Source organism: Micromonospora sp. NPDC050695 (assembly GCF_040654415.1).
Taxonomy (GTDB): domain Bacteria; phylum Actinomycetota; class Actinomycetes; order Mycobacteriales; family Micromonosporaceae; genus Micromonospora.
Window position 1 is genome coordinate 35,455 of the sequence record NZ_JBFAHZ010000030.1, and the last position, 24,675, is coordinate 60,129.

Sequence of the window (24,675 nt, forward strand, 5' to 3'; positions counted from 1 at the left end):
GGCAGGCAACCGGGTGGGAGCGCCGATGGACCAGCACTACGACGGCTTTCTCGCCGACCACTACACGTGGATGTTCGGTGCGCCCCACGCCGCCCTGGTCGAGGAGCAGCTCGGTGTTCTCCGTCGCGCCGGCGTCGCCGAGCCGACCGGCACCGGCGTCGCGGTCGACCTCGGCTGCGGCTCGGGTTTCCAGTCGATCGCCCTGGCCCGGATGGGTCATCCGACCATCCTGGCGGTCGACAGCAGCGCCAAGCTCCTGGCCGAACTGGAGCTCTACGCCGGTGACCATCCGGCCATCCGCGTCGTCCAGGACGACCTGTGCGAGGTCGCGGCGAATCTTCCCGCCGGCACCGCCGAGCTGGCCGTATGCATGGGAGACACGCTCACCCATCTGCCGGACCGCACGGCCGTCACCCAACTCCTGGCCGATCTGTACGCCGCCCTGACCCCGGGCGGTCGCCTCGTGCTCAGCTTCCGTGACCTCAGCACGAGCCGTACCGGAACGAGTCGGATCATCCCGGTGCACTCCGACGCCGACACGATCCTGACCTGCATCCTGGAGTACGGGCCGGACGTCGTCACCGTCCACGACCTGCTCCACCAACGGACGGCCCAGCGCGACTGGACACTGTCCACCAGCGCGTACCGCAAGCTGCGCATCGCGCCGGACTGGGTGGCCGACCGCCTCGCCGAGGTCGGCTTCCGCCACGTCCGCCACGCGCCCGCGCCCCGGCGGATGACCCTGGTGACCGCCGCTCGGCAGTAGTCCTGATCTGCGCGGCGGACGGGCACCCGAGCACCACCGTAATCCGCTGGCCCGCGCGCCGGACAACGATGACCATCAGAGCGTGGATCAGCATTCGAGCGACATCATCGACTACTACACGCAGCGCTACCGCGAGGATCAGCGGCTCACCGGCCGGCCGCAGGCACGCCTGGAGTGGATCCGCACGATGCAGCTCCTGGGGGATCTCCTGCCCGGCCCGGGCGCTCGCGTCCTGGACGTCGGTGGGGGCACCGGCGAGTACGCCTGGTGCGACGCGCCGATCGGCTGCGGGCGCTGCGGGAGGCCGTCCGGGTCACCCGTCCCGGTGGTCGCGTCGTGGCCGCGGCCATCTCCCGTTTCGCCGGCGCGCTGGACTTCGCGGCCACCGGACGACTGGACGCCAGGACACTCGCGGAGGCACGGACCCTGCTGACCGACGGCACCAACGATCCGCGGATCGGTTTCACCCACGCCTACTTCCATCGCGCCGAGGAGGTGGCCGACGAGTGCGCGGAGGCGGGGCTGACCGGGGTGGTCGTCCACGACGTCGAAGGCCCGGCGTGGACGGCGGCGGACGCGGCGGCGGGCGGGCCGACGCAGGACGCCGTCTTCGCCGCCGCGGTGGACCTCGCCCAGGTGTACAGCAGCGAACCGGCGCTGGTCGGGTCGAGCGCGCACCTGCTCGCCGCCGGGCGCGTCCCGCAGCGGTAGCGGCAGGTCGGTGTCAGGCGGTCAGGCGGCGGACCAGCTTGCGCATGCCGGCCTGCCACCCGTCCGGGTCCTCGGCCCGGCGGCGCGCGTAGTCGGCGACCTCCGGGTGCGGCAGGATCAGGAAACGCTCCTCGGCCAGCCCGGCGACGGCCGCCTCGGCGACCTCGTCGGGGGTGAGCACCGCGCCGGAGGCGGCGATCACCCGGGCGCCGAGGTGACCCTCGACGATCCCGTCGGCGAGCATCGGAGTGTCCACACCCTGCGGGCAGAGCGCGCTCACCCGGATGCCCCGGTCCCGGTAGGTGATGGCCAGCCACTCGGCGAAACCCACCGAGGCGTGTTTCGTCGCGGTGTACGCGGCGTCGCCCACCGCCGTGAGCACGCCCGCCGCCGAGCAGGTGTGCAGCAGATGGCCGCCGCCACGGGCGAGCATCCCGGGCAGCACCGCACGGGCCGAGTAGACGTGGGCGAGCACGTTGACCCGCCACGCCCGGTCCCAACCGGCGTCGTCGACCTCCACTCCCCCGCCGGTGGTCACGCCCGCGTTGGCGCAGAACAGGTCGATGCGGCCGTACCGCTTCTCGGTGTCGGCGACCAACGCGCGGACCTGGTCCTCGTCGGTGACGTCGAGGGCGGCGGCGTGCGCGACCGGGCCGATGCCCTCGGCCACCGCGCGGGCCGCGTCGGCGTCCAGGTCGGCGACCACCACGGCGGCGGCACCCTCGGCGGCGAACCGGCGCGACAGCGCGGCCCCGATGCCACCGGCGCCGCCGGTGACCACCACGATCCGGTCGGTGAGATTCATGCGGACGCTCCCACCGGTTCGACGCCCAACTGGGCGATGAGGGTGAGCAGCGCGGTCGCGCCGCCGGCGGCGACCTCGGGGGTGGGCAGCAGCGCGAAGACCGGCACGTCCACACCGGCGTCGGCGTAGCGGCGCACCTGGGCACGACACCGCTCCGGCGTGCCGTGCACCACCAGCGCGTCGACCACCTCGTCCGGCACCGCCGCGTTGGCGCCGCGCCGGTCACCGGCCGCCCACGCCTCCCACATCGGCGCCAGCACCGTGTCGCGGCCGAGCCAGCGGTGAAACTCGGCGTACGCCCCGACGGTGAGGTAGCTGGTGATCAGCCTCCGGCCCAGCGCTCGGGCGTACGCGGCGTCCTCGGTGGGGCAGACGAAGATGCGGGCGGCGACCTCGAATCCGGGGCGGCGCTCACCCAGCTCGGCGAGGGCGCGCGGCACGTCGTCGGCGCTGAGCCAGTTGAGGATGACCCCGTCGGCCTCCGCGCCGGCCAGCCGGAGCATCCCCGGCCGCAGCGCGGCGAGCAGGATCGGCGGCGGCACGGCCGGCGGCCGCTCCAGCGTGAAACGCCGCACGGTGAACGTCTCGTAGACCTCGTCGACCGTCTCGCCGCGCAGCGCGGCCCGCAGGAAGCGAAGGACATCACGGGTACGACGGAACGGCTCGTCGAACCGCACCGCGTTCCAGTCCCGTACGAGCACCGGCGAGGACGCGCCGATGCCGAGCGAGAATCGGCCCGGTGCGGCCTCGGCCAGCGCCGCCGCGCTCATCGCCAGCAGACCGGGGCCCCGGGTGAAGACCGGGGTGATCGCGGTGCCCAACCGCAGCCGGGGTTGCCAGGCCGCGGCCAGCGCCAGCGGGGTGAACGCGTCGGTCCCGGCCACCTCGGACGACCAGACGTCGGTGAACCCGGCCCGGTCGAGCGCCGCGTAGACCGCGTCATGGTCGGCCAGCGCGATCCCGCCCAGCGGCACCGTCATACCCCATCGATTCGTCACCGATCGATCGTGCCCGTTGACGGGGTCCGCGAGCAAGATCCCCGTACTGGGCAGAATCGCCGGCTTCCGGCCGCCGGCACCGCCACCGGGTGCTACGACTGCCAGGTGGACCGGACCACCGGCGCAGGCCGCTGAGCATGGGTTCCAGGGGGGCGGGACACCTGGAGCCGGTCCCGGCGGCGGCAACGCCGGGCCGGGCCACCTTCCTGGAGCTGTTCTTCGATCTCGTCTACGTCTTCGCGCTCACCCGGATCTCCGCGCGCGCGTTCGAGGACCTGACCGAGAGCCCGGCGCGGGAGCATGGCTGGGCGGCGGTCACCGGCAGCGGTAAGACGCTGCTGTTGCTGCTCGCGCTCTGGTCGGTCTGGCAGGGCACCGCGTGGACGACCAGCCGGTACGACCCGTACAAGCTGGCGCTGCAGACCGTCGTGCTGACCGCCCTGGTGGGTTCGATGGTGATGGGGGTGGCGATCCTCCGCGCGTTCACCGAGACCGGGTTGATGTTCGCGGTGGCGTACGTGGTCGCGCAGGTGTCCCGACCGCTGATCCTGTCGATGGCGCTGGGACCGCACCCGTACCGCCGCCTGAAGGTGCGCATGACGGTGGTGTTCGCCTCCACCGGGGTGTTGTGGATCGGCGGGGCGCTGCTGCCGACCAACACTCAGGTGCAGCTCTGGACGGCGGCGCTGGTCATCGAGTACACGGCCGCCCGGTGCGGCTGGCCGGTGCCGGGGCTGGGCCGGTCGACCATCTCCAAGTGGGAGATCGCCGGGGAGCACCTGGCGGAGAGGTACCAGCAGTTCTTCCTCGTCGCGCTGGGCGAGACGATCCTGGTGGCCGGCTTCGCCTACAGCAAGGGGCCGTACGAGTCGGGGCACGTGTGGGCGTTCGGGCTGGCGCTGGCCACGTCGATCGTGCTGTGGCGGATCTATGTCCAGCGCGCCGGGCAGATCCTGGCCGAGGCGGTGATGAAGGCCCGTCACCCGGCCACCATCGGACGCTCGGCGGCCGACACCCACCTGGTGATGGTGGTGGGTCTGGCCGCCACCGCGATCGGCTACGAACTGATCATCGAGGAACCGTTGATCCGGATTCCCGGTGCGTGGCTGGCCATGGTGCTCGGCGGGCCGGCGCTGTTCCTCGCCGGTCGGGCCCGCTTCGAGTACGAGGTGTTCGGGCGGGTCTCCCCGTCCCGGTGGATCGCCGTGCTGGTGCTGGCGGCGGCGGCCGTACCGCTGCTGCACCTGCCCGGTCTGGCCGCCACCGCCGTCGGGGTCCTGGTGCTCGGTGGCGTCGCGGTCGCCGACGCCCGCCGGGCGCACGGCGCCCCACCGGAGGCCGCCGCGCCACCGTTCTGACCCATCGGCGTACGCGGACAGCCCGGCTAGTCTCGGCGGGTGACCTTCTCCCTCGTCGCCCGTTCGGCCGACGGCCGCCTGCACGGCGTCGCCGTGGCCAGCAAGTTCCTCGCCGCCGGGGCGCTGGTGCCGGCGGCGGAGGCCGAGATCGGCGCGCTGGCCACCCAGGCGCACGTCAACCTCGCCTACCGCCCCCAGGGGCTGACCCTGCTGCGCACCGGGGTGGCCGCCGTCGACGTGGTGGCCGGCCTGATCGCCGCCGACCCCGAGCGGGAGCACCGCCAGCTGGGTGTGGTGGGAGCCGACGGTCCGGGCGCGAGTTGGACCGGTCCGGCCTGCCATCCGTGGGCCGGCGGGCGGACCGGCGACGGCTGGGCCGCCCAGGGCAACGTGCTCACCGGCCCGGAGGTCGTCGACGCCCTCGCGGACGCGTGGCTGGCCGGGGCGGCGCTACCGTTCGCCGAGCGGCTGCTCGCCGCGCTGCGCGCGGGCGACGAGGCCGGCGGGGACCGGCGCGGGCGGCAGAGCGCCGGACTACTGGTGGTCGAGCGCGGCGGCGGGTACGCCGGCGGCAGCGACGTGCTGGTCGACCTGCGGGTCGACGACCATCCCGAACCGGTCACCGAACTCGGTCGACTGCTGGCCGTGCACACCATGCTGTTCAGCCGTCCCGACCCAGCCACCCTGCTCGACCTGAGCGGCGCGGTCGCCGACGAGGTGGCGACGTTGCTCACCGCGCTCGGTCACCCGGTCACCGGGGGCGGGCCGGAGGCGGCGCTGATCTCCTGGGCGGGCCTGGAGAACCTGGAGGAACGGCTGGTCCCGGGCCGGATCGACCCGGTGGTGTTGACGCACCTGCGCCGCGTCGCCCCGCACGTCCCCGCCCCCCGCTCCGCGAGCTGACCCCCGCCGTGCTCGGGGGTGGGTCACCGGCCGAAGGCGAGCCAGCGGAAGCCCGCGACGTCGATCTCGGCGCGCTCCGCGGGGGTCAGCGCCGCCCGACCGGTGGTCTTGCGGATCAGGGTCAGTCGATCCCAGCGCAACCCGGCCGGCGCCGGTCGCCCACCGGTGAGCAGATCAGCGATCACCACCGCCGCCTGCGGGGTGAGCCACGGTGGCCGGTCCAACGCGGCCGCCAGGTCCAGGCCGTGTACACCGACCTCGACCACCCGGGTACGCAGGAACTCGGTGAGGCGCATCGCGTCGCCGTGCCGGGTCCGGACCACCCGCTCGGGCGCGGCGGCGGCGACCGCCGCGTCGGCGGCCCGCCACGCGTGCTCGAACTCGCCCCGCACCGCCGACCCGCCCACCGGCCGGACAACCCGCCCACCACCCGCGATCCGCCCAGCCCCAGACCGCCCAGCCCCAGACCGCCCAGCCCCAGACCGCCCAACCTCAGACCTGGCGGCCTCGGACCGCGCGGCCTCGATCCGGGCGGCGTCGACCTCGGGGGTGAACTTGGCGGCGCCGAAGTAGCCCGCGACGTCCACCTCGGCGTGCGGTGGGGCGGGCGCGGCGAGCATGTCGGCCAGCCGTCCGGCGCCGATGCGGACGTGGGCGATCAACTCCCGGACGGTCCACGGCGGGCAGTCGGTCGGCCGGTCGAGGTCGACGTCGTCCAGCTCGGACAGGATCTCGGAGAGCCGTACGCACTCCGCGCGGAACGCCGCCCGGACCGGGTCCACCGGGCGGCTCAGCCCTTCACCCGGGGCACCAGCCGGTGCACGATGGTCAGCACCAGCGCCATCACCACCGCCATCGTGCCGGCGATACCGGCGGCGCTGCCCGCGTACCCGATGAAGAGCGGTCGGCGGGTCAACTCCTCCGGCCCGGTGCCCCGCAGCTCGACCAACCAGGACAGCGCCACGCCGCAGGCGATCAGGGCGAGCACGCCGGCCACCCCGAGCACCAGCGCGGCGACCCGGTGCGCGTCGCCGGGTGCGACCTCGGCCTGCTCCCGCTGGGTGATCAGCAGGAGCAGCCCGGCCAGCGCCGCCCACACCCCCACCAGGAGGTACGCGGCCACCGCGTCGCTGGGTCGGTGCCAGCCGGCGGAGAGGGTGGCCACCCCGGCGACGGCGGCGTACCCGGCGCCGAGGAAGGCACCGACCGCGCGCACCTTGCGTGGCAGCACGAGCACCAGCGCGACCGCCACCGACGCGGCCACCGCGGTGTGCCCGCTGGGCAGACTGTTGCCGACGGCGGCGCGCTCCGGGTCGAGGCCGTAGTCCGGCCGGTTCAGCCCGTACTTGAGCAGCTGGCTGGAGACGTTCGCACCGGCGATCAGGAGCGTCGCGGTGATGGCCAGGGCGATCCGCCCCCGGATGAGCGCGATGAAGCCGATCACCGCGGTGGCGGCCAGCAGGGACACCACCGACATAGCGTTGAGGATCCGGTCGACGGGACCGTCGATGCGGTCCTGCCCGATCCGGTTGCCGGTCAGGGCGACCGTGTCCACCCACTGGCCGATCCCGGTGTGCACGGCCACCCGCCAGACGGCGAGGAAGGCAGCCGCCTGGACGAGGGCCAGTACGACCATCCAGACCGCAGTCCAACCCCGTGCCGTCGCGCGCATCCGCACACCGTAGCGGCCTGCACCGGTCCGTCGGCCGGTGGCCCGCCGCCCGTCGATGGTTAGGTTGAGCGGAGGCGAGGAGGTGGCGGTGGGCGACACACCGGAGTGCGACCCGGGCCAGGTCGAGCCCGGCGCACAGCAGCGGGCCGGTGACGATCCGGGCCGCGGGCCGGCGCGGGCCGAGTCGCTGGCGGATCTGCTGGGCGGACGCAGTGGCGCCGTCGACGCCACGCTGCCGCCGGTGGCGTTCGCGGCGGGTTGGCTGCTCGGCGGCGAGTCGGTGTGGGCCGGGGTGGGCGCGGCGCTGGCCGTCGGCGCGGTGGTGGCCGTCGTCCGGCTGCGTCGGGGTGACCGGCCGCGCTCGGTGCTGATCGGTCTCCTGGCCGTCTGCGTCGCGGCGTTGATCGCGGTGCGCACCGGCCGGGCCGAGAACTTCTTTCTCATCCAACTGTTGTCGAACGCCGCCAGCGCGCTGCTGTGGACGGTGAGCATCATGGTGCGATGGCCGCTGCTCGGGGTACTGGTCGGCGCAGTGCTGGGCCAGCGGAGCCGGTGGCGGCGTGACCCGGCGCTGCTGCGCGGGTACGGCCGGGCCAGCTGGGTGTGGACGGCGACGTACGTGCTGCGGCTGGCGGTGTTCGTGCCGCTGTACCTGGGTGGGCAGGTCCTCGGGCTGGTGGTGGCTCGGGTGGCGCTGACGTGGCCGCTGGTCGCGGCGGCGCTCGCGGTGAGCTGGATGGTGCTGCGCCGGTCGTTGCCGCCCGGGCATCCGGGGCTGCGGCACCCGGTCACCGGGGAGCCCGCCGCGTGATCGTTGGCGGCTGAGCGACCCGACACGCCGAGCGCCGCGCTGCTGAACTGCCACCGATCACCGTGCCACCGATCGCGGCACCCCCGCCGCACCCCGCCGCACCGCACCGCGCGTTCCGGGGGCATAAAAGTGGAGAGGCCGCCACGGGGGGAGCGGCCTCTCCGGTGACGTACGTTACTCCGTCACGGTCGTTGGTGTGATCCCGCGAGGGACGGAATTTCTGGGCTTTTTCGCGGCTTCCTCAAGTCCGGGCGGTGGGGTGGGCCGGCCGATCCGCTGCGTTGTCCGGATGGCCGGCCCACCCCGGCCTGACCGTGGGTGTCAGGCCGTCCGCCGGCCGGGTCCCGTGGTCCCCCGGACCCGGCCGAACCCCGGGGTGGGCGGGTGCGCCACCCACCCCGGGTCGTCGTCAGCCGTTCGGGAACAGGCTGCCGTAGTCGGCGTACGCCATGGCGACGTCCGCCTGTGCCCAGAACCGGTGGTAGTTGAAGCTGGGCTCCGCGCCACCGTCCAGGTACGCCTGCACCTTGGGCCAGTCCGGGTCGTTCTTGTAGAAGGACCGGATGTCGAGGAAGCTCTTGCCGGCGGCGATGGCGTCGCCGTTCGGCATCTTCCCGGTCCAGCCCGGCGGCACGTAGAGGCCCTGACCGGTGGACGCGTTGTAGACGTCGTCGAAGCGCCGGTAGTCGCCACGCTTCTCGGTGGTGGAGACACCCTTGGCGTCACTCGCGGCGGAGAGCGCGTCGAGCAGCCCCTTCGCCGTGTCCTTCGCCGCCACGTTGCCCGACTTGGCCGCGTACGCGATCAGGGTCCGGGCGTAGGCGGCGGTGACGCCGACGTCCTGGCCCTTGGTGGTGACCGCGACGTGCAGGCCGGTGTTGGGCTGCGGGCTGCTCGGGTTCCAGGTGGTGGGCTGGCCGGTCCACGCCATGTCCGACGGGATCGACCAGTTGGTGCCGAGGGTGGTGTTGGCGATCGCCCACGGCACCCACTTGTCCAGCAGTGCTTTGGCCTTCGCGTTGCCGGTCTGCAGGTACAGCTCGGCGATCCGCTGCATCGACCAGGCCTGCATGCCGAACCACTGGTTCGACGGCGGGTCGTTGTAGACCGGGTCGACGTCGTAGAACATGCCGTAGAAGGTGCTGGTGCCGGCCGGCGGCTGGGCGTAGCTGCCGTCCCAGCTGTTGGTCGCGCCGCCGGCGATGCCACCCTCGGCGGACTGCAGCCAGGTGTAGAACTCCAGCTGCCGATCGAAGCTCTTGGTCCAGTCGGCGACCGCGGTGGCCGACTGCGGCTTGAGCTCCGGGGTGTTGGTCAGCGCCCAGGCCGCGAACGGGTTCTGGTAGCCGAAGTGGTTGTGGCTGGACCCGATGCGCCAGGACCAGTTCTGGCTGGTGTCGTACGCGCCGCCCCAGGCGTAGTACCAGGACAGCAGGTAGTGCGCCGAGTCCTTGCCGCTGCCGGCGGGGCAGGTGCTGGCCCCGACGCAGTTGCCGATCTTCTTGAAGTACTTGTCGAACATCGCGTACCGCAGGTAGTCGCCCATCTTGGCGGCCTTGGTGATGGTGGCGGCGACGTCGGCCTGCTTGTTCTGCGCCTTGGCCCAGGTCAGCGCCCAGTACGCGGCCTGCACGGCACGGGCGTCGGCGTCCGGGGCGTTGGTGTACTTCCACTGCTTGGCGGGGGTGCCGGTGTCCTTGACGAACAGGTCGAGGTAGCCGTACTGACCGCCGTGCTTGAAGGTGTCACAGGAGGGCTGCGGGACGGTCTCCCACACCGACTCCTGGGTGCCGCGCTGGAAGGTGTTGATGTACGCCGGCTTGGTGGTGCCGTCACCGCAGTGGCCGAAGCCGTAGGTGTTGTCGACGTCCATCAGCCAGTGCATGCCGTAGATGTCGCCGGTGCCGTAGGTGGACTGCAGCTCCGAGCGGAGCGGGTCCTGGCCGACGGGCACGTTGGGCTGCAGGGCCGAGGGGTACTGGCTGGGCAGGCTGTACTCCGCGGCGTACTGCGGGGTGCCGGCGGACCCCGCCGTGGGCTGGTCTGAATGATTCGGAATTATATATTTTTCCATCACCGTCCAGGCGTTGTTGAACGGCGCCCAGTTCTGGGTGACCCGTCCGTAGTTCGCCTCCAGCCAGAGCCAGAAGCTGAACGCCTCCGAGGTGGTCTCGTGGCCGTGGTCGGGCGCCTCGACGATCAGCGTCTCGACCGAGTGGTAGGGCACGCCCTCGGGGCTGAAGTAACCCGAGTTCTTGATCTTGCCGTACTGGTCGAGGAACTTCTTGATGTAGGCGTTGTCGCCGCCGGGGGTGTCGTTGTCGACCTCGGTGGCGGTGACCGCCAGCGGGGCGAGACCGGTGGCGGAGGCGGTGATGGTGGCGGCGCCGCCGACGGTGTCGGAGTCCTCCGCCGCGGCGACCGTGACGGTGGCCCCGGTGTTCCAGTTGGACGGGGTCAGCGTGACGGTGGCCGGCGAGACCGTGACGTCGCTGTCACCGGTGCGGGTGAGGGTGACCGGCACGTTGGCCGTCGGCGCGGCGCTGAGCTTGAGGTTGAAGGTGCTGGTGCCACCCTCGCTGACGCTCACCGCGGACGGCGTGGCGACCAGCGTCGGGCCGGTGGCCTCGCCGACGGTGAACGCCTTCTCGGCGACCCCGATGCCGTTGGCGTTGTCGTACGCCTTGGCCTGGACGGTGTAGCTGCCGGCCGGCAGGTCCTCCTGGGTGTAGGCGTACGGAGCGGACGTGTCGGTGTTGATCAGCAGGCCGTTGCGGTAGAACTCGACCTTGCTGATCGTTCCGTCCGGATCGCTGGCGGTGGCGGTCAGCGGCACGTCGGCCGGCGCGGTGAACGGCCCGGTCGGCAGACTGAGGGAGACCGACGGCGGCTGGTTGGCCGGGGTGCCGTTGCAGGGGGTGCCGTTGAGGGTGAACGCGGTGGGCTTCGGGTTGCTGCCCGAGTGGGAGCCGTTGAAGCCGATGGTGGTGGAGGCCCCCGTGCCGAGGTTGCCGTTGTACGACTCGTTGGTCGCGGTGACCTCGCTGCCGGTCTGGCTGAATCGGGCCGACCAGCCCTGGGTGACCCGCTGGCTGCTGTTCGGGAAGGTCCACTTGAGCGTCCAGCTGCTGATCGCGTCACCGAGGTTCTTGATGGTGACGTTGGCGGTGAACCCGGTGTTCCAGTCGTTGGTCGCGTAGACCACGTCGCAGGCGGGTGCGGCCTGCGCGGCGCCGGCCGGCAGGGTCACCCCGCCGACGGCGAGCGCGGCGGCGGCGATGACCGCCACGCGGCGGCGTCGTGCCAGTTGTCTCATGTGCGCGGTGTCTCCTCGGGCCAGGCCGGGATGGTCCCCGGCGGGGCGCCTGCCCGCGAGGGTGGTGGTCCGCGGGGGATTCGAGGCGCCGGGAAGGTGGTGTCCCCCGTGCCCGGCCGGGGTTGGGCGGTGCGGCCCGCACGGGAGTGGTCCCGCCGGCTGCGGTCGGGTGCCGTGACCGGAAGTCGTGCTGCCGGTTGCCCTCGGCGGACCCGCGCTCACGCGATGTGGCTCCTGTCGCGTCGAATCGACAGTGTGCCATGGAAGCGCTCCCACAACAAGCGCACGAAGGATCGAATCAGCTCCGTGTTTCGATCTCGTTTTGGGTCTTTCACAAAGGCGTGACGGGCGTTAGAGTCGCAACATCGGTCGATGGGAGCGCTTCCATCGACAAGGTTCCAACTAGAAGATCGCCGGGACCGTCTCTGACGGACCCGGGGAACCAGCCCGAAGGCCGACGGCGGGCCAGCCCGGACGCCGCCGTCAGCCATCGTCCCGCCACACGGAGGGAGGTGGAACCAGAGCCACTCGCGTGGCCCGGCTCCCGCGCGACACGCACGGCAGGACCCAAATTCCGCCCGTGTGTGTGCAGTTACGGTGGGGACGGGGGTTGCCCTCCCCCGTCCCCACACTAAACCCCCGTACACGATGGGAAAAGAGGCCGACGGGACAGGCGCGGCGCGCCGCCCGGTCGGCCTTGTTCGCTGTCCGGAGCCCTCATCCGCCTCAATCCGACATCGCCGGCCGCCAGGACGGCCGGCTGACCGGGAGGGCCGCTCCTGCCCTATTCTGGGAGCGCTCCCGAATCTCGGCGGTGGCCCCGTATCCACGAGGAGAATCCATGTCGATACCCACCGGGCCCGCCGGCCCGCTGCGCTTCCCCGACGACTTCGGATGGGGCGCGGCCACCTCCGCGTACCAGATCGAGGGCGCCGCCAAGGAGGACGGTCGCGGCGAGTCGATCTGGGACACGTTCAGCCGCGTCCCCGGGCGCACCCGCAACGGCGACACCGGCGACGTCGCCGCCGACCACTACCACCGGTACGCCGAAGACCTCGATCTGATGCGCGACCTCGGCCTGCGCAGTTACCGCTTCTCCATCTCCTGGCCACGCATCCAGCCCGACGGCGCCGGCGCGCCCAACCAGCGCGGCCTCGACTTCTACCGGCGCCTCCTGGACGGTCTGCACGAGCGCGGCATCGCCCCGATGGCCACCCTGTTCCACTGGGATCTGCCGCAGGCGTTGCAGGACGCCGACGGGTGGGAGTCGCGCGACACCGCGCTGCGCTTCGCCGACTACGCCGACGCGGTCTTCACCGCCCTCGGCGACCGGGTGCCGGTCTGGCTCACCATCAACGAGCCCAAGACCGTGGTGCAGAACGGCTACCTCATCGGCCACCACGCCCCCGGCCGGCAGGACCCGGACGCCGCCTACCTGGTCGCCCACCACCTCCAGCTCGCCCACGGGCTCGCCGTGCGCGCGCTGCGCGCCGCCGACGGCACCGCCCGGATCGGCCCCGCGCTCAACCTGCACCCCTGCTACCCCGCCGACGGCTCGCCGGAGGCGGCCGCCGCCGCCCGACTCTACGACGGCTACGAGAACCGCCTCTACCTCGACTCCCTGCTCAAGGGCAGCTACCCGGAGGACGTGCTGGCCGATCTGGGGCCGCAGAGCCGGATGGTCCAGGGCATCCGCGACGGCGACCTGGCGGTGATCTCCTCGCCGGTCGACCTGCTGGCCGTGCAGTACTACACGCCCATCTACGTCACCGCCGACGGCGGCACCCGGCACCGCTGGCCGACCTCCGAGGCCGAGTGGCAGCAGATCTACCCCGACGGGATGTACGACATCCTGACCCGGGTCACCCGCGACTACGGCCCGATCCCGCTCACCGTCACCGAGAACGGCCTGCCCACCCCCGACACCCTGGCCGCCGACGACACCGTCGACGACAGCGGCCGCATCAGCTTCCTGCGCGACCACCTGGCCGCCGCGCACCGCGCCATGACCGCCGGGGTGCCGCTGGAGAGCTTCCACGTCTGGTCGATGCTGGACAACTTCGAGTGGGCCGAGGGCTACGACCAGCGCTGGGGCCTGGTCTACGTGGACTACTCCAACCAGCGGCGGGTGCTCAAGCGCAGCGCACACTGGTACCGCTCCGTCATCGCCGACGGCGGCTTCTGAAGCGGGCAATCCCGGACGGACGGCCGGGCCCGGACGGCTCGGCTCCGGCACAGAGCCGTGACCGTCCGGGACACGGTCGACCTCGTCAGCGCGGCAACGCCTGCTGCAACTCCGCCCGCAGCGCCGGGGTGAGCATCTCCCCTGCCTGCTTGGCCAACCGGGCCATCTCGTAGCCCACCACACCGATGTCCGCGTCACCGGCGGCGAGGGTGGCCAGGATCGATCCGTCGCGCACCTGCATCACCAGGAAGTAGCCCCGGCCCATCTCGACCACCGTCTGCTTGACGACGTCTCCGTCGAACATCTGGGCCGCGCCCGCGGTGATGCTCATCAGCCCGGAGGTCACCGCGGCGAGCTTGTCGGCGTGATCGCGCGGCAGATGGTCGGAGATCGCCACCAGCAGCCCATCGGAGGAGACCACCACCGCGTGCGCCACACCCGGCACCCGCTCCGCGAAGGCGCTCACCAGCCAGCTCAGGTCCCGCGCCTCCTGGCTCAACGTCGTCACTGTCGTCGTCCCCCTTCGTCGTGCCCCCTGGACGGTGGCACGGGTATCTCAGTGGTGTCCTCGGCCTCGGCGCGCCGTACCCCGCTGTAGAGCCGGGAAAGCATGCCGCCGACCGCCTCCGGGTCCAGATCGTCACGCGCCGGGACCGAATCGGGTCGGGCCGGGCGGGTGACCGCGGAGAGCTGTGCCATCGGGACCCGTACCGGCAGGCCCCGTTCGTTGGTGCCGCCGGTCAGCGGGGTGGCCGGCGGTACGACCGGCCCGGGCCCGGCCGGCGCGGCCGGGCCCTCACGGGACCACCAGCCGCCCCCCGGAGCCGACGCTCCGGCCGGGGTCAGCACGTCCTCGGCTCGTACCGGCACCGGGCGGGTCTGACGTGGCACGGCGTTGACCGGCGGACGACCGGCCACCGGCAGATCCAGCGGCGGCGCACCCGCTGCGTGGGCCATCCGTGCGTCCGCCGGTTGCCGCTGCACCCCCACACCCCGGCTGGCACCCGCGGCCAACATCCGGGCCGGCGCCGGCGGATCGAGCTCCACGCCGCCCGCCGGCGCCAGCAACGCGGCCGGCAACGCGAGCCGGGCGACCAGGCCGTCCTGCCCACCCTCGAGCCGCACCCGCACCCTCAGGCGGGCGGCCAGGTGGCTCACCACGAACAGGCCCATCCGCTCGACCGCCGCGACATCCGCGGCCGGCGGGGTGGCCAGCACCTCGTTCGCCTCGGCCAGCGCCGCCGGGCTCATGCCCAGACCACGGTCGACGATCTCGACCAGCGCGGCGGGGGCGTCGAGCCGGACGTTCACCGCCACCATCGTGTCCGGGCGGGAGAACACCGTGGCGTTCTCCAACAGCTCGGCGAGCATGTGCACCAACTCACCGACGGCATGCCCGACCACGTACGCGTCGCCCACCGACTCGATCCGGACCCGCTGGTACTGCTCGATCTCGGCGGCGGCGGCGAGCAGCACCGCGCCCAGGCCGACCGGCCGGTTCCACCGGCGGGTGGAGTCGGTACCGGCCAGCACCAGCAGGCTCTCGTCGTTACGGCGCATACGGGCGGCCAGGTGGTCCAGTTTGAACAGGTTCTCCAGCTGGTCCGGGTCGCTCTCCTCGCGCTCCAAATCGTCCAGCAGCTCCAACTGCCGCTCCACCAGCACCTGACTGCGCCGGGCCAGGTTGACGAACATCGCGTTGACGTTGCGCCGCATCATGGCCTGCTCCACGGCGACCGTGACCGCGCTCCGGTGCACCGCGACGAACGCCTCGGCCAGCTCGCCGATCTCGTCGAGCGAACGGACCACCGCCGGGGCGACCTCGATGGGCTGCACCCCACCGGTGACGGTCCGCAGCCGGTCCAGCGCGTCCGGCAGCTCGACCTGCGCGATCCGCAGCGCCTGGCTGCGCAGCAGCCGCATCGACCGGGCCACCGACCGCCCGACGAGCAGCGAGATCAGCAGGGCGACCAGCAGCACCGCGACGACCCCGCCGACCACCAGCAGGGTGGTCCGCAGCTGCCCGGAGCTGGCGTCGTCGGCCTGCCGCACGGCGTCGTCGAGCACCCCCGCCTCGAGCTGCCGCAGCAGTTCCTGACGTTGCTGGCTGGCCGCCCACCACTGTTCCGAGGGCAGCACCGCGGGCGCGGCGTTCCCGGCCGGCAGGCTGCGCTCCTCCAACTGGGTGGCGACCAGGAACATCGGATTCACCGAGGTCTCGTCGTACCGGCGGATCTGGTCGGAGGTGGCGGCCACCCGGAACGCGCCGAGGGCGGTCAACTGCTGGGCGCGCAGGTCGGTGAGGAGCACCCGGTCCTCGGTGCCGTACCTGCCGGCGCGGGCGGCGGCGTACAGCTGGGCCCGCACCCGGGAGGACAACTCCTTGACCCGTGCCAGCTGCACGTAGCGCAGCACCGCGTCGTTCAACCCCGCCTGGTCCTGCCCCGGCGTCGGCTCGGCGAGCAGGTCGAGCAGCGCGCCCACGGCGCGGTGGTAGTTGCTCAGGATGGTGTCGTTGCTGAGCACCGCCGGCGGGATCACCACCCGGACGTCGATCACCTGGTCGTACGCCTCCTGCACCTCGGAGAACGCCACCCGCCAGGACGCGTCGGCGTCGACCAGCGGCGCGGCCGCCCGACTCAGGTCGGCCATCGCGCGGTCGGCGGCCGCCTGCAACGGCTTCAACCTGCTGGCCGCGGCCTCCCGGTCGGCGCCCCGGCGCAGCTCACTCAGCTCCCCCGCCGTACGGTCCCGCTCCTGCTGGAGCTGGTGCACCGCCGCGGTGATCTGCCGGCCGATGCCGACCTGCCGGGCGAAGTCGTTCAACGCCGTCGTCCGCCCCACCAGCGCGCTGGTCTGCACGCCGGCGAGGACCAGGAACGCCACCGACGGCACCAGCAGCACGGTCGCCAGCTTGGTGCTCATCCGCCAGTCCCGCAGACGGAACGGGGACCGGCGTCGATGTGGAACGACCCGGACGTCGAAGCGACGCCGACGATGGTTCGACACCGTGCCGCTCGCCGGCTCGGGACCTGCCGCCACCCTGCCTCCTCCGTCCTACCGCGTCCACCGCGGTCCGGGGAGCGCAGTCCATCCAACCAGGCTCGGGAGCGCTGTCAACGGCCCGAACGAGGCGAAAGTTCAGGAAGGATACTGCGGGTGGGATCGTCCTGTCGTCGTCGGTAATACCAGCTCATCCGTCCGGCCGATGTCGGCGAGCGCAACCGCGTCTCCGAATCGGCCCAACGCCACCAACGCGGCCCCGGTGGCACCGATCTCCGGGTTGCGTTGGTGCGACACCGGCCGCGGCGCGAGCGCCGCCGCGAACGCCTGCCGCCACCACACCGAGGCGGCCACCGCGCCACCGCCCAGCACCACTCCGACCGGTTTGTCGATGGTGGACTCCAGCACCGCCAGGTCGTCGGCGACCAGCCCGCACAGCCCCTGCATCAGTCCGGCCAGGATATCCACGGCGGTGGTGCTGAAGCTGAGCCCGCGCAGCTCGCCGGAGCCCGCCGGGGCCAGCCCGGGAGGCCGGTCGCCGCCGAAGCGGGGATCGGCCGGCCGACCGCCACCCGCCGGCACCAGCGCCAGCGCCGCGTCCAGCTCCGCGCCCCGGGGCAGCCGCAGCTCCCGGTTGGCCCAGGCGAACAGGTTGCCGCCGCTGGAGTACGCCGCCCCGGTCACCACGTGGTCGTGGTCGACCCGGTAGCGCCAGAGCTGTTCGGGCAGCCGGGGCAGTGGCTCACCGGCGGGGATCCGCTGCATCAGTCGTACGGCCGCGGAGGTGCCCACGGTGACCGCGGCCCGGCTCGGGTCGACGCAGCCCGACCCGACGTTCGAGGCGGCGCCGTCGCCGACCGCCGGTGACCACCGCGCCCGCGCCAGCTGCGGCCAGCGGCGGGCGTGGTCGGGCCGCAGGCGGCCGTGCCAGTCCAGCTCGCCCAGGGGCGGCAGGTCCTGCGGTCGCGCCCCGGCCAGTGCCAGGGCCTCCTCGTCCCAGCGCAGGCTGCACAGGTCCAGCAGGCCGGTGCCGGAAGCCTGGGAGACCGACATGGGCACCGCCTCCAGCAGCTCGCCCAGCACGTACTCGGGCAGACCGACGAACCGGGCGATCGGGGTGCCGCACTGCTCGCGCAGCCAGGGCAGCCGCACCGACCAGTAGGAGCGGTGCCACCAGCAGCCGGTGCGCTGGTGGAAGTCGTCCGGGTCGGCCGGGCCGGGTGCCCCGGCGACCGGCGTCGGCCGGGTGTCCAACCAGGTGACGACCGGGCCCAGCGGGGCGCCGTCGCGGTCCAGCGGGAGCACCGAGTGCCACTGGGCGGAGACGGCCACCAGGTCCACGTCGCGCAGGTGACCCCCGTCGGCCAACTCGTCGAGGCACTCGACCAGGCAGGCGAGGTAGCCGGGACCGGACAGCGTGCCGGTGCCGTCGTCGCCGATCGCGAGGCTGACCTTCCGCCGGGCCAGGGCACCGGGCAGCGGCTGGGTGTCCCCGTCCAGCACCAGCCCGCGCACCGAGGAGGTGCCCAGGTCGAGCGCGAGAATGTTCATCGCCGGTCAAGTTACCCGGTGCCAACGCGGCCGCGGGCGCGTAGGGTGGATCACATGCTCGCGCATCCGACCTGCTGGTGGCCCGCCGACCCGGCGGCCACCCTCCGCGCGTAGCTCCATCCACGCGGCCGCCATCGAGGCGGCCGCCGGATCTCCGGCCCCGGATGGCCGCCCCGACCGGCGGCGCCCGGCCCGACGGAGACTCCGATGACCCACCTGACCGACCTGCTCGCCGCCGTGACCCGCGGTGTCGATCCGGGCCCCTTCGCGCTGCTGCGCCGAGAGGGCGCGGACGACCTGGAGCTGTTCACCGGCCCCGTCGACACCGTCGACCTCCTGGCGGACATACCGCTGCCGGAGGGCGCGCCCGGGGCGCGGACGCTGGCCCTGGTGCCGTTCCGGCAGATCACCGAACGCGGCTTCGCCTGCGTCGACGACGGTGCCCCGCTGGAGTGCCTCCGGGTCCACCAGCACGGGCGGATTCCGCTGACCGACGCCCTGGCCGCGCTGCCCGACGAGCCGGTCCGCACCGTCGACGCCGCGTTCGACGTCACCGACGAGGAGTACGCGCAGACCGTGGGCCGGGTGCTGGCCGAGGAGATCGGCCACGGCGAGGGCGCCAACTTCGTCATCCACCGCACGCTGCACGCCACCGTGCAGGGTCCGCCGCTGGTGGCGGCGCTGGCCGCGCTGCGCCGACTGCTGGTCGCCGAACGCGGCGCGTACTGGACGTTCGTGGTGCACACCGGCACCCGGACCCTGGTCGGCGCCAGCCCGGAGCGGCACGTCAGCGTCGACGACGGCCTCGTGATGATGAACCCGATCAGCGGCACGTTCCGACCCGCCGGCGGCACGCCGGACCGGGCGGCGCTGCTGCGCTTCCTCGCCGACCCCAAGGAGGTCGAGGAGCTGTACATGGTCCTCGACGAGGAGCTGAAGATGATGGCCACCGTGGCCGAGCACGGCGGTCAGGTGATCGGCCCGTACCTGAAGGAGATGTCGCACCTCGCGCACACCGAGTACCTGCTCGCCGGGCGCGGCACCCGCGACGTGCGGGAGGTGCTGCGCGAGACGATGTTCGCGCCGACCGTGACCGGAAGCCCGATGGAGAACGCCTGCCGGGTGATCGCCCGGCACGAGCGTCGCGGCCGGGGCTACTACGCGGGTGTGCTGGCCCTGCTCGGCCACGACGAGGCCGGCCGGCAGACGCTGGACGCGCCGATCCTGATCCGTACCGCCGAGATCTCCCCCACCGGCCGGCTGCGGGTGCCGGTCGGTGCCACCCTGGTGCGGCATTCGACGGCGGCCGGCGAGGTGGCCGAGACGCACGCCAAGGCCGCCGGGGTGCTGGCCGCGCTCGGTCTCGGCCCGGCGGCGCCCGCCGGCGACCGCGGGCCGGTCCCGCGGCTGGCCGACGACCCGGCGGTACGCGACGCGCTGGCCGCGCGTAACACGCCGCTGGCGCGGTTCTGGCTCGACCAACGGGCACCGGACGCGCCGGGCCTGCCCGGGCTGGTCGGCCGCCGGGCGCTCATCGTGGACGCCGAGGACACCTTCACCGGCATGCTGGCCCACCAACTGGGCGCGCTGGGGCTCGCGGTCACCCTGCGGCCGTGGCACGCCGGTGGCCCGGTCGACGACTACGACCTGGTGGTGGCCGGCCCCGGGCCGGGCGACCCGGGTAGCCCGGACGAGCCGAAGATGGTGGCGCTACGCGAGCTGCTGAGCGGGCTGCTCACGGACGGCCGGCCGACCCTCGCGGTCTGCCTCGGCCATCAGGTGCTGGCCGGGCTGTTGGGGCTGCCGCTGCATCGCCGGGACGCGCCCTACCAGGGGTTGCAGCGGGAGGTGTCGCTGTTCGGGCGGACCCGCCGGGTGGGTTTCTACTCGACGTTCACCGCCCAGGCGGAGGCGGATCGGATGGACACCGCGTACGGGCCGGTGGAGCTGGCCCGGGACGTACGCGACGGCGCCGTGCACGCTCTGCGCGGGCGGGGTTTCGCCGGGGTGCAGTTCCATCCGGAGTCGGTGCTCAGCCCGGACGGTGTGGTCGTCCTGACCGAACTGCTGGGCGACCTGCTGCCGGCAGCGCGGGCGGACGAGGTGCCCACCGCGGGCGGGCGCGCATAGTCGGCCCGGCCGGCGGGTAGGGCTGGAACGACCGGCGACGCGGACGGGCCGAGAGCCCCCGCCCGCGTCGCCGGTCGTCCGCTGCGGTCAGCCGGCCAGGCCCGCCTTCAGCGCGGCCCCGATCTGCACGGCGCGTCGCGCGGTGAGCGCGCAGGCGCCGAGCGCCACCGCGTCCGGGGCGATCTCGCCGTTGTTGCTCGTGTGCGAGGCGCCGTACGGGTTACCGGCGATGAACTGGCTGGTGTCGACGTACGCGGGGGTGACCACGACGCCACCCCAGTGGTAGAAGACGTTGAAGAGCGACGTCAGCGTGGTCTCCTGCCCACCGTGCGAGGTCGCCGTCGACGTGAAGGCGGAGTACACCTTGTTGACCAACGCACCCTGCGCCCAGAGCGGACCGGTGGTGTCGATGAACTGCTTCAGCTGGGCGGCGATCATGCCGTAGCGGGTCGGCGCGCCGAAGATGGCCACATCGGCCCAGGCCAGGTCGTCGATCATCGCCTCGGGCACGTCCTGGGTCTCCAGGTGGTGGGCCTGCCAGCCGGAGTTGGAGCGGATCGCCTCGTCCGGTGCCAGCTCCCGCACCTTGCGCAGACGCACCTCGGCGCCCGCGTCCCCAGCGGCCTCGCAGACGGCCTGCGCCATCTGGTATGTGATGCCGGTGGCGCTGTAGTAGATCACCGCTACCTTGGTCTGGGCAGCCATCAGATGTTCCCTTCTCGTCTGGGTCAGCTCCCGCGACTACCCGTGGCTCGCACGGTCAAACGCCACCCTTGACGGGCTCAAGTTTTCCGCAAGTTCCCGATCGTCTGGACCCGGCGACCGTCGCGGACGGCGATCCTGATGTCACCGGTGCCGACGGAAGCCATCCGCCGCCCCGCACCGACAGCCTGAACGGGGGATCGCGCTCCGCCGGCAACGACGCTGGCGCAGCGCGATCAGGGGAACGCCCCCGCGCTCACCCGCCGCGAGTCAGCGGACCAGGGCCACCATCAGCCGTTCCAGCTCCGCCGCCGGGTCGGCGGTGAGCCCGGTGTGCACCGGCCCGGTCTGGATCATCGTGCTGCGGGGGGCGGCCAGCCAGTGGAAGCGCTCGCCGAGCCGCATCCGGGTCGCCGGCCCGTCGCCGGAGCAGGTCCGGTCCCAGGAGTCCAGCACCGCGGCCACCGCCGGCAGGTCGACGTCGGGTGCCAGCGCTCCGACCCGGTCGGCGTCCAGGTGGGTACGCGCGGCCAGGAAGTCACGCTGCTGGCAGTAGAGCAGCACCCCGACGTTGATCTGCTCGCCGCGCTCGATGCGGGGCACCAGCCGGATCAGCGCGTACTCGAAGGGATGCCTCACGCCACGCCCCCTGCCGGCAGCCAGTCCGCCGTCCGGGCGACCCGGCGGGACAGGTGCGCCACGTACGCGGCCCGCGCCTCGTCGGCCGAGTCGAAGTCGGCGGCGGTCAGCCACTGCGCCGGCACCAGCGCCAGCACCTCGGTGAGCAGTTCCGGGGTGATCCGGGGGGCCAGCTCGGCGTCGGCCTCGGCGAGCCGGTCGGCGTACGGGGCGAGGACGTGGTCGTCGGCCCGGTAGGCCCGGTGCACGGCTGCTTCGGCGCGCGGCCAGTTGTGGTGGAAGTACAGCGAGGCGCCGTGGTCGATGAGCCACAGCTCCCGGTGCCACACCAGCAGGTTCGGGTTGCGCCAGCTCCGGTCGACGTTCTCCACGTACGCGTCGAACCACAGCACCCGCGACGCCAGCATCGGGTCCACGGGGTGCGCGACGGGGTCGAAGCCCAGCGCCCCGGGCAGGAAGTCCATCCCCAGGTTGGCGCCGCCGCTGTTGCGAAGCAGCTCCTGCACCTCCTGATCGGGCTCGGCCCGCCCGATCACCGGATCGATGTCGAGCACGACCAGCGGCGGCACGCGCAGCTCCAGCCGGCGGGCCAGTTCGCCGCAGATCACCTCGGCGACGAGTGCCTTGGGGCCCTGCCCGGCGCCACGGAACTTCGCCACGTACGTGCCGAGGTCGTCCGCCTCCACGACACCCGGCAGCGAGCCACCCTCGCGGAGCGGGGTGACGTAGCGGATCGCGGTGACCTGGCGGAGCACGTCGCCCACCCTACTGTGATCTCCGCCGGCACCGCCGTCACCGTGGCTGCCGCAGCCCCCGCAGGAGCAGGTCGACCAGTCGCCGGGGGTCGTAACGCGGGTCCTTGTCGCCGCCGATGCAGAGGTTGCCGATGCCGCGCATCAGTTCGTGCGCGGACGTGCCGGGCGTGATCTCCCCGGCGTCCACGGCGGCGTCGAGCAACTGCGCGCAGGCGGGCACCAGCTGGTCGAGGAAGTAGGTGTGCAACGCGTCGAAACCGCCGGTGTCCGACTGGAGGGCGTTGGCGAGCCCGTGCTTCGTGACCAGGAAGTCGATGAAGCGGTCGACCCACTGCCGGAGTGCGGCCGACGGAGAGTCGGCGCTGGCCAGCAGCGCGGGGCCGGCCTCGGCGCACGCCTGGACCTGGTGCCGGTAGACGGCGACGACGAGGTCCGCCCGGGTCGGGAAGTGCCGGTAGATCGTGCCGATGCCAACCCCGGCCCGGGCCGCGATCTCCCGGATCGGGGCCTCCACGCCGGAGGTGACGAACACCGCGGCGGCGGCGGCGAGCAGCGTCTGCTGGTTGCGTACGGCGTCGGCCCGCTTTCCCCGGGCCGGCGCCTCCCCGGGCAGGCTCGTAGCGGACACCACTGCTCTCCCTCCCACCGGGCGGTCACCGCTCCCCATGGTAGCGGAGCGGCGATCCGCTTCTACCGTACCCGGCGGTGTCAGTCGAGCTTGTCCCGCAGGTCGTCGACCTGCTGCTGGAGGCGGTCCACCGCGCTGTCGTTGTTGACGAAGGTGGTGATGCCCGCGGCGAGGCCCAGGCCGATCAGCACCGCCAGGATGCTCAGCACCAGACCGCCGATGGCCACCCCCCGACCGGTCACCCCGGGCCGTCCGGCCATCTTCAGGCCGACGATGCCGAGGATGATCCCGATGATGCCCAGCACCAACCCGACCCAGGCCAGGATGGCGGTCAGCACACTGAGCAGGCCGGCCACGCCGAAGACCAGAGCGAAGGTGGCGGCCGCGCTCGTCTTCGCGCGGGCGTCCCCCCGATGAGACCGGGATCCGGCCGATACGCCGGCACCCCGGGCCGGCTCGCTTGCGGCAGTCATGAGACTCCCTTCCGCACGCGCGGCGCGCGTACTTCCGGCGGGCGTTTTCCCACGTCGACCCGCGTTACGCCTCCCATCGCCGCGATCGTGTCGGTGGCCCGCCCTAGGCTGGCGGCCCGGCCACCGGAAAGGAGTTCGGCGATGCCTCCGGACCTGAGCGCGGCCGAAGCGCTGGCACTGCGGATGACCAGCCTGCTGCTGCGCCCGCACCCGGGCGTCCACCCCGACACCGTCGCCGAGGTGGTCGAGTGGTTCGGCGCCATGCAGGCTCAGGACCTGGCCAGCGGTCTGTGGTCACTGGGCGCCGACTGCCCGGGCACGGTGTGGCCGACGTGCAGGCGGCACTGGAGCGGCGCGAGGCCCTGCGCACCTGGCCGATGCGGGGCACCGTGCATCTCGTCCCGCCCGCCGACGCGCGCTGGATGCTGGAGCTGACCGGTGTCCGTTCGCTGGCCGGCGCGGCCACCCGCCGGGCGCAGCTCGGGCTCACCGACGTCGACGCCGACCGGGCCGTGGACGTCCTCGGTGCCGCGCTGGCCGGCGGCGGCCGGCTCACCCGGGCGCAGTGCCTGGCCACCCTGCGCGACGCCGGGCTGGGCACCGACGGCCAGCGCGGCTACCACCTGTTGTGGTATTCGAGTGTGCGCGGGGTGACCTGCGTGGCACCGAACGTCGGCACCGAGCAGACCTTCGCCCTGCTCGACGAGTGGGCGCCGGACGCCCGTCGGCTGGACCGGGACGAGGCCCTCGCCGTGCTGGCCCACCGCTACGTCCGCGGGCACGGCCCGGTCACCGACCGCGAGTTCGCCGGCTGGTCCGGCCTCACCCTGACCGACGCGCGGCGCGGCCTGGCCGCCGCCGGCGACACGCTGCGCACGGTACGGGTCGGCGGCGAGTCGATGTACGTCGACGCGGCACTGGCCGACGCGCCGCGCGCCCCGATCGACGAGGTGCGGGTGCTGCCCGGGTTCGACGAGTACCTGCTGGGCTACCGGGACCGCACGTTGATGTTCGACCCCGCCCACCAGGCCGCCGTGGTGCCGGGCAACAACGGCATCTTCCAGGCGACGGTGGTCCACGCCGGCCGGGTGGTGGGCGTGTGGAAGCGCCGGGTCGGCCGATCGGCGGTCACCGTGACGATCCGGCCGCTGTCGCCCCTGAAGACGGCGGCACGCGCCCGGGTGGAGCAGGCCCTGGGAGGCTACGCCGCCTTCCTCGGGCTGCCGCCGCGCTTCGAGTGGCAGGCCTGAGCGGCCGGCGGGGGCGGTC

The 24,675-nt window shown here is 73.1% G+C and carries 21 protein-coding genes; 8 read left to right on the plus strand and 13 right to left on the minus strand.

The genetic code is table 11. The features are described from left to right. The first annotated feature begins 25 nt into the window (after positions 1–25). Positions 26–766 carry a class I SAM-dependent methyltransferase gene (locus tag AB0H52_RS21335; RefSeq protein ID WP_192580510.1) on the plus strand — a complete coding sequence of 247 codons (741 nt, stop codon included), beginning with the start codon at positions 26–28 and terminating at the stop codon, positions 764–766. Positions 767–1,033: 267 nt separating this feature from the next. Next, positions 1,034–1,477 (plus strand): hypothetical protein, encoded by a 444-nt coding sequence (locus AB0H52_RS21340; protein WP_225854843.1) that lies wholly within the window; start codon positions 1,034–1,036, stop codon positions 1,475–1,477. 13 nt (positions 1,478–1,490) lie between these two features. On the opposite strand, the gene AB0H52_RS21345 is transcribed toward AB0H52_RS21340, so the two are convergent. After that, positions 1,491–2,282 (minus strand): SDR family oxidoreductase, encoded by a 792-nt coding sequence (locus tag AB0H52_RS21345; protein ID WP_278122020.1) that lies wholly within the window; start codon positions 2,280–2,282, stop codon positions 1,491–1,493. After that, positions 2,279–3,262 carry an LLM class F420-dependent oxidoreductase gene (locus tag AB0H52_RS21350; RefSeq protein WP_151493055.1) on the minus strand — a complete coding sequence of 328 codons (984 nt, stop codon included), beginning with the start codon at positions 3,260–3,262 and terminating at the stop codon, positions 2,279–2,281. Before AB0H52_RS21350 ends, AB0H52_RS21345 begins: the two co-directional genes overlap by 4 nt. 155 nt (positions 3,263–3,417) lie before the next feature. Here AB0H52_RS21350 and AB0H52_RS21355 point away from each other — a divergent pair, with 155 nt between their 5' ends. Together AB0H52_RS21355 and AB0H52_RS21360 are read left to right on the plus strand one after the other, a co-directional pair. Next, entirely contained in the window at positions 3,418–4,638 is a 1,221-nt protein-coding gene (locus AB0H52_RS21355) for a low temperature requirement protein A (RefSeq protein WP_278122019.1), read from the plus strand. A 39-nt stretch (positions 4,639–4,677) separates the two neighbouring features. Continuing rightward, on the plus strand, positions 4,678–5,541 hold the full coding sequence (locus tag AB0H52_RS21360) for a DUF1028 domain-containing protein (protein ID WP_357949480.1): 864 nt from the start codon (positions 4,678–4,680) through the stop codon (positions 5,539–5,541). Between the two features lie 23 nt (positions 5,542–5,564). On the opposite strand, the gene AB0H52_RS21365 is transcribed toward AB0H52_RS21360, so the two are convergent. Then, positions 5,565–6,323: a maleylpyruvate isomerase N-terminal domain-containing protein gene (locus AB0H52_RS21365; RefSeq protein ID WP_357949483.1), complete on the minus strand. Its 759-nt coding sequence runs from the start codon at positions 6,321–6,323 to the stop codon at positions 5,565–5,567. An 8-nt stretch (positions 6,324–6,331) separates the two neighbouring features. Continuing rightward, the gene (locus AB0H52_RS21370; RefSeq protein WP_192580384.1) at positions 6,332–7,219 is read right to left on the minus strand and encodes a phosphatase PAP2 family protein; all 888 of its coding nucleotides are present in this window, start codon (positions 7,217–7,219) and stop codon (positions 6,332–6,334) included. Between the two features lie 181 nt (positions 7,220–7,400). Between AB0H52_RS21370 and AB0H52_RS21375 the strand changes: the two genes are divergently transcribed. Further along, on the plus strand, positions 7,401–8,024 hold the full coding sequence (locus tag AB0H52_RS21375) for a DUF3159 domain-containing protein (RefSeq protein WP_151491555.1): 624 nt from the start codon (positions 7,401–7,403) through the stop codon (positions 8,022–8,024). Positions 8,025–8,433: 409 nt separating this feature from the next. On the opposite strand, the gene AB0H52_RS21380 is transcribed toward AB0H52_RS21375, so the two are convergent. After that, positions 8,434–11,340 (minus strand): glycoside hydrolase family 48 protein, encoded by a 2,907-nt coding sequence (locus AB0H52_RS21380; protein ID WP_357949486.1) that lies wholly within the window; start codon positions 11,338–11,340, stop codon positions 8,434–8,436. An 841-nt stretch (positions 11,341–12,181) separates the two neighbouring features. Between AB0H52_RS21380 and AB0H52_RS21385 the strand changes: the two genes are divergently transcribed. After that, positions 12,182–13,525 carry a GH1 family beta-glucosidase gene (locus AB0H52_RS21385; RefSeq protein ID WP_151491546.1) on the plus strand — a complete coding sequence of 448 codons (1,344 nt, stop codon included), beginning with the start codon at positions 12,182–12,184 and terminating at the stop codon, positions 13,523–13,525. 85 nt (positions 13,526–13,610) lie between these two features. Here the strand turns inward: AB0H52_RS21385 and AB0H52_RS21390 are convergent, their stop codons facing one another. From AB0H52_RS21390 to AB0H52_RS21400, 3 genes are all read right to left on the minus strand, one after another. Beyond that, entirely contained in the window at positions 13,611–14,024 is a 414-nt protein-coding gene (locus AB0H52_RS21390; protein WP_203178590.1) for a roadblock/LC7 domain-containing protein, read from the minus strand. A gap of 5 nt (positions 14,025–14,029) precedes the next feature. After that, complete coding sequence (locus AB0H52_RS21395; protein WP_151491547.1) at positions 14,030–16,450, minus strand: ATP-binding protein; 2,421 nt, start codon at positions 16,448–16,450, stop codon at positions 14,030–14,032. A gap of 216 nt (positions 16,451–16,666) precedes the next feature. Next, the gene (locus tag AB0H52_RS21400; protein ID WP_357949489.1) at positions 16,667–18,079 is read right to left on the minus strand and encodes an FGGY family carbohydrate kinase; all 1,413 of its coding nucleotides are present in this window, start codon (positions 18,077–18,079) and stop codon (positions 16,667–16,669) included. 207 nt (positions 18,080–18,286) lie between these two features. Between AB0H52_RS21400 and AB0H52_RS21405 the strand changes: the two genes are divergently transcribed. Beyond that, positions 18,287–20,209 (plus strand): anthranilate synthase family protein, encoded by a 1,923-nt coding sequence (locus AB0H52_RS21405; protein ID WP_151491549.1) that lies wholly within the window; start codon positions 18,287–18,289, stop codon positions 20,207–20,209. Between the two features lie 87 nt (positions 20,210–20,296). Here AB0H52_RS21405 and wrbA read toward each other — a convergent pair whose 3' ends face one another. The 5 genes from wrbA to AB0H52_RS21430 form a co-directional block, all read right to left on the minus strand. After that, positions 20,297–20,914 (minus strand): NAD(P)H:quinone oxidoreductase, encoded by a 618-nt coding sequence (gene wrbA / locus AB0H52_RS21410; protein ID WP_151491550.1) that lies wholly within the window; start codon positions 20,912–20,914, stop codon positions 20,297–20,299. Positions 20,915–21,181: 267 nt separating this feature from the next. Further along, a complete protein-coding gene (locus AB0H52_RS21415; protein ID WP_151491551.1) occupies positions 21,182–21,550 on the minus strand; it encodes a DUF3037 domain-containing protein in 369 nt (122 codons plus the stop codon). Further along, on the minus strand, positions 21,547–22,305 hold the full coding sequence (locus AB0H52_RS21420; RefSeq protein ID WP_151491552.1) for a HipA family kinase: 759 nt from the start codon (positions 22,303–22,305) through the stop codon (positions 21,547–21,549). The genes AB0H52_RS21415 and AB0H52_RS21420 overlap by 4 nt, the downstream gene beginning before the upstream one ends. Before the next feature lie 37 nt (positions 22,306–22,342). Beyond that, positions 22,343–22,933 carry a TetR/AcrR family transcriptional regulator gene (locus AB0H52_RS21425; RefSeq protein ID WP_225854664.1) on the minus strand — a complete coding sequence of 197 codons (591 nt, stop codon included), beginning with the start codon at positions 22,931–22,933 and terminating at the stop codon, positions 22,343–22,345. Positions 22,934–23,013: 80 nt separating this feature from the next. Further along, positions 23,014–23,406 (minus strand): hypothetical protein, encoded by a 393-nt coding sequence (locus AB0H52_RS21430; protein WP_151491554.1) that lies wholly within the window; start codon positions 23,404–23,406, stop codon positions 23,014–23,016. 332 nt (positions 23,407–23,738) lie between these two features. Between AB0H52_RS21430 and AB0H52_RS21435 the strand changes: the two genes are divergently transcribed. Beyond that, positions 23,739–24,656, plus strand: coding sequence for a winged helix DNA-binding domain-containing protein (locus tag AB0H52_RS21435; protein WP_357949493.1), 918 nt, complete (start codon positions 23,739–23,741; stop codon positions 24,654–24,656). Positions 24,657–24,675 lie beyond the last annotated feature (19 nt).

Excerpts from the sequence above, each read along its gene's own strand:
- AB0H52_RS21335 (WP_192580510.1), top strand. The coding sequence starts at position 26 with ATGGACCAGCACTACGACGGCTTTCTCGCCGACCACTACACGTGGATG.
- AB0H52_RS21345 (WP_278122020.1), bottom strand. The coding sequence starts at position 2,282 with ATGAATCTCACCGACCGGATCGTGGTGGTCACCGGCGGCGCCGGTGGC.
- AB0H52_RS21350 (WP_151493055.1), bottom strand. The coding sequence starts at position 3,262 with ATGACGGTGCCGCTGGGCGGGATCGCGCTGGCCGACCATGACGCGGTC.
- AB0H52_RS21355 (WP_278122019.1), top strand. The coding sequence starts at position 3,418 with ATGGGTTCCAGGGGGGCGGGACACCTGGAGCCGGTCCCGGCGGCGGCA.
- AB0H52_RS21380 (WP_357949486.1), bottom strand. The coding sequence starts at position 11,340 with ATGAGACAACTGGCACGACGCCGCCGCGTGGCGGTCATCGCCGCCGCC.
- AB0H52_RS21385 (WP_151491546.1), top strand. The coding sequence starts at position 12,182 with ATGTCGATACCCACCGGGCCCGCCGGCCCGCTGCGCTTCCCCGACGAC.
- AB0H52_RS21395 (WP_151491547.1), bottom strand. The coding sequence starts at position 16,450 with ATGAGCACCAAGCTGGCGACCGTGCTGCTGGTGCCGTCGGTGGCGTTC.
- AB0H52_RS21400 (WP_357949489.1), bottom strand. The coding sequence starts at position 18,079 with ATGAACATTCTCGCGCTCGACCTGGGCACCTCCTCGGTGCGCGGGCTG.
- AB0H52_RS21405 (WP_151491549.1), top strand. The coding sequence starts at position 18,287 with ATGACCCACCTGACCGACCTGCTCGCCGCCGTGACCCGCGGTGTCGAT.
- wrbA (WP_151491550.1), bottom strand. The coding sequence starts at position 20,914 with ATGGCTGCCCAGACCAAGGTAGCGGTGATCTACTACAGCGCCACCGGC.
- AB0H52_RS21430 (WP_151491554.1), bottom strand. The coding sequence starts at position 23,406 with ATGACTGCCGCAAGCGAGCCGGCCCGGGGTGCCGGCGTATCGGCCGGA.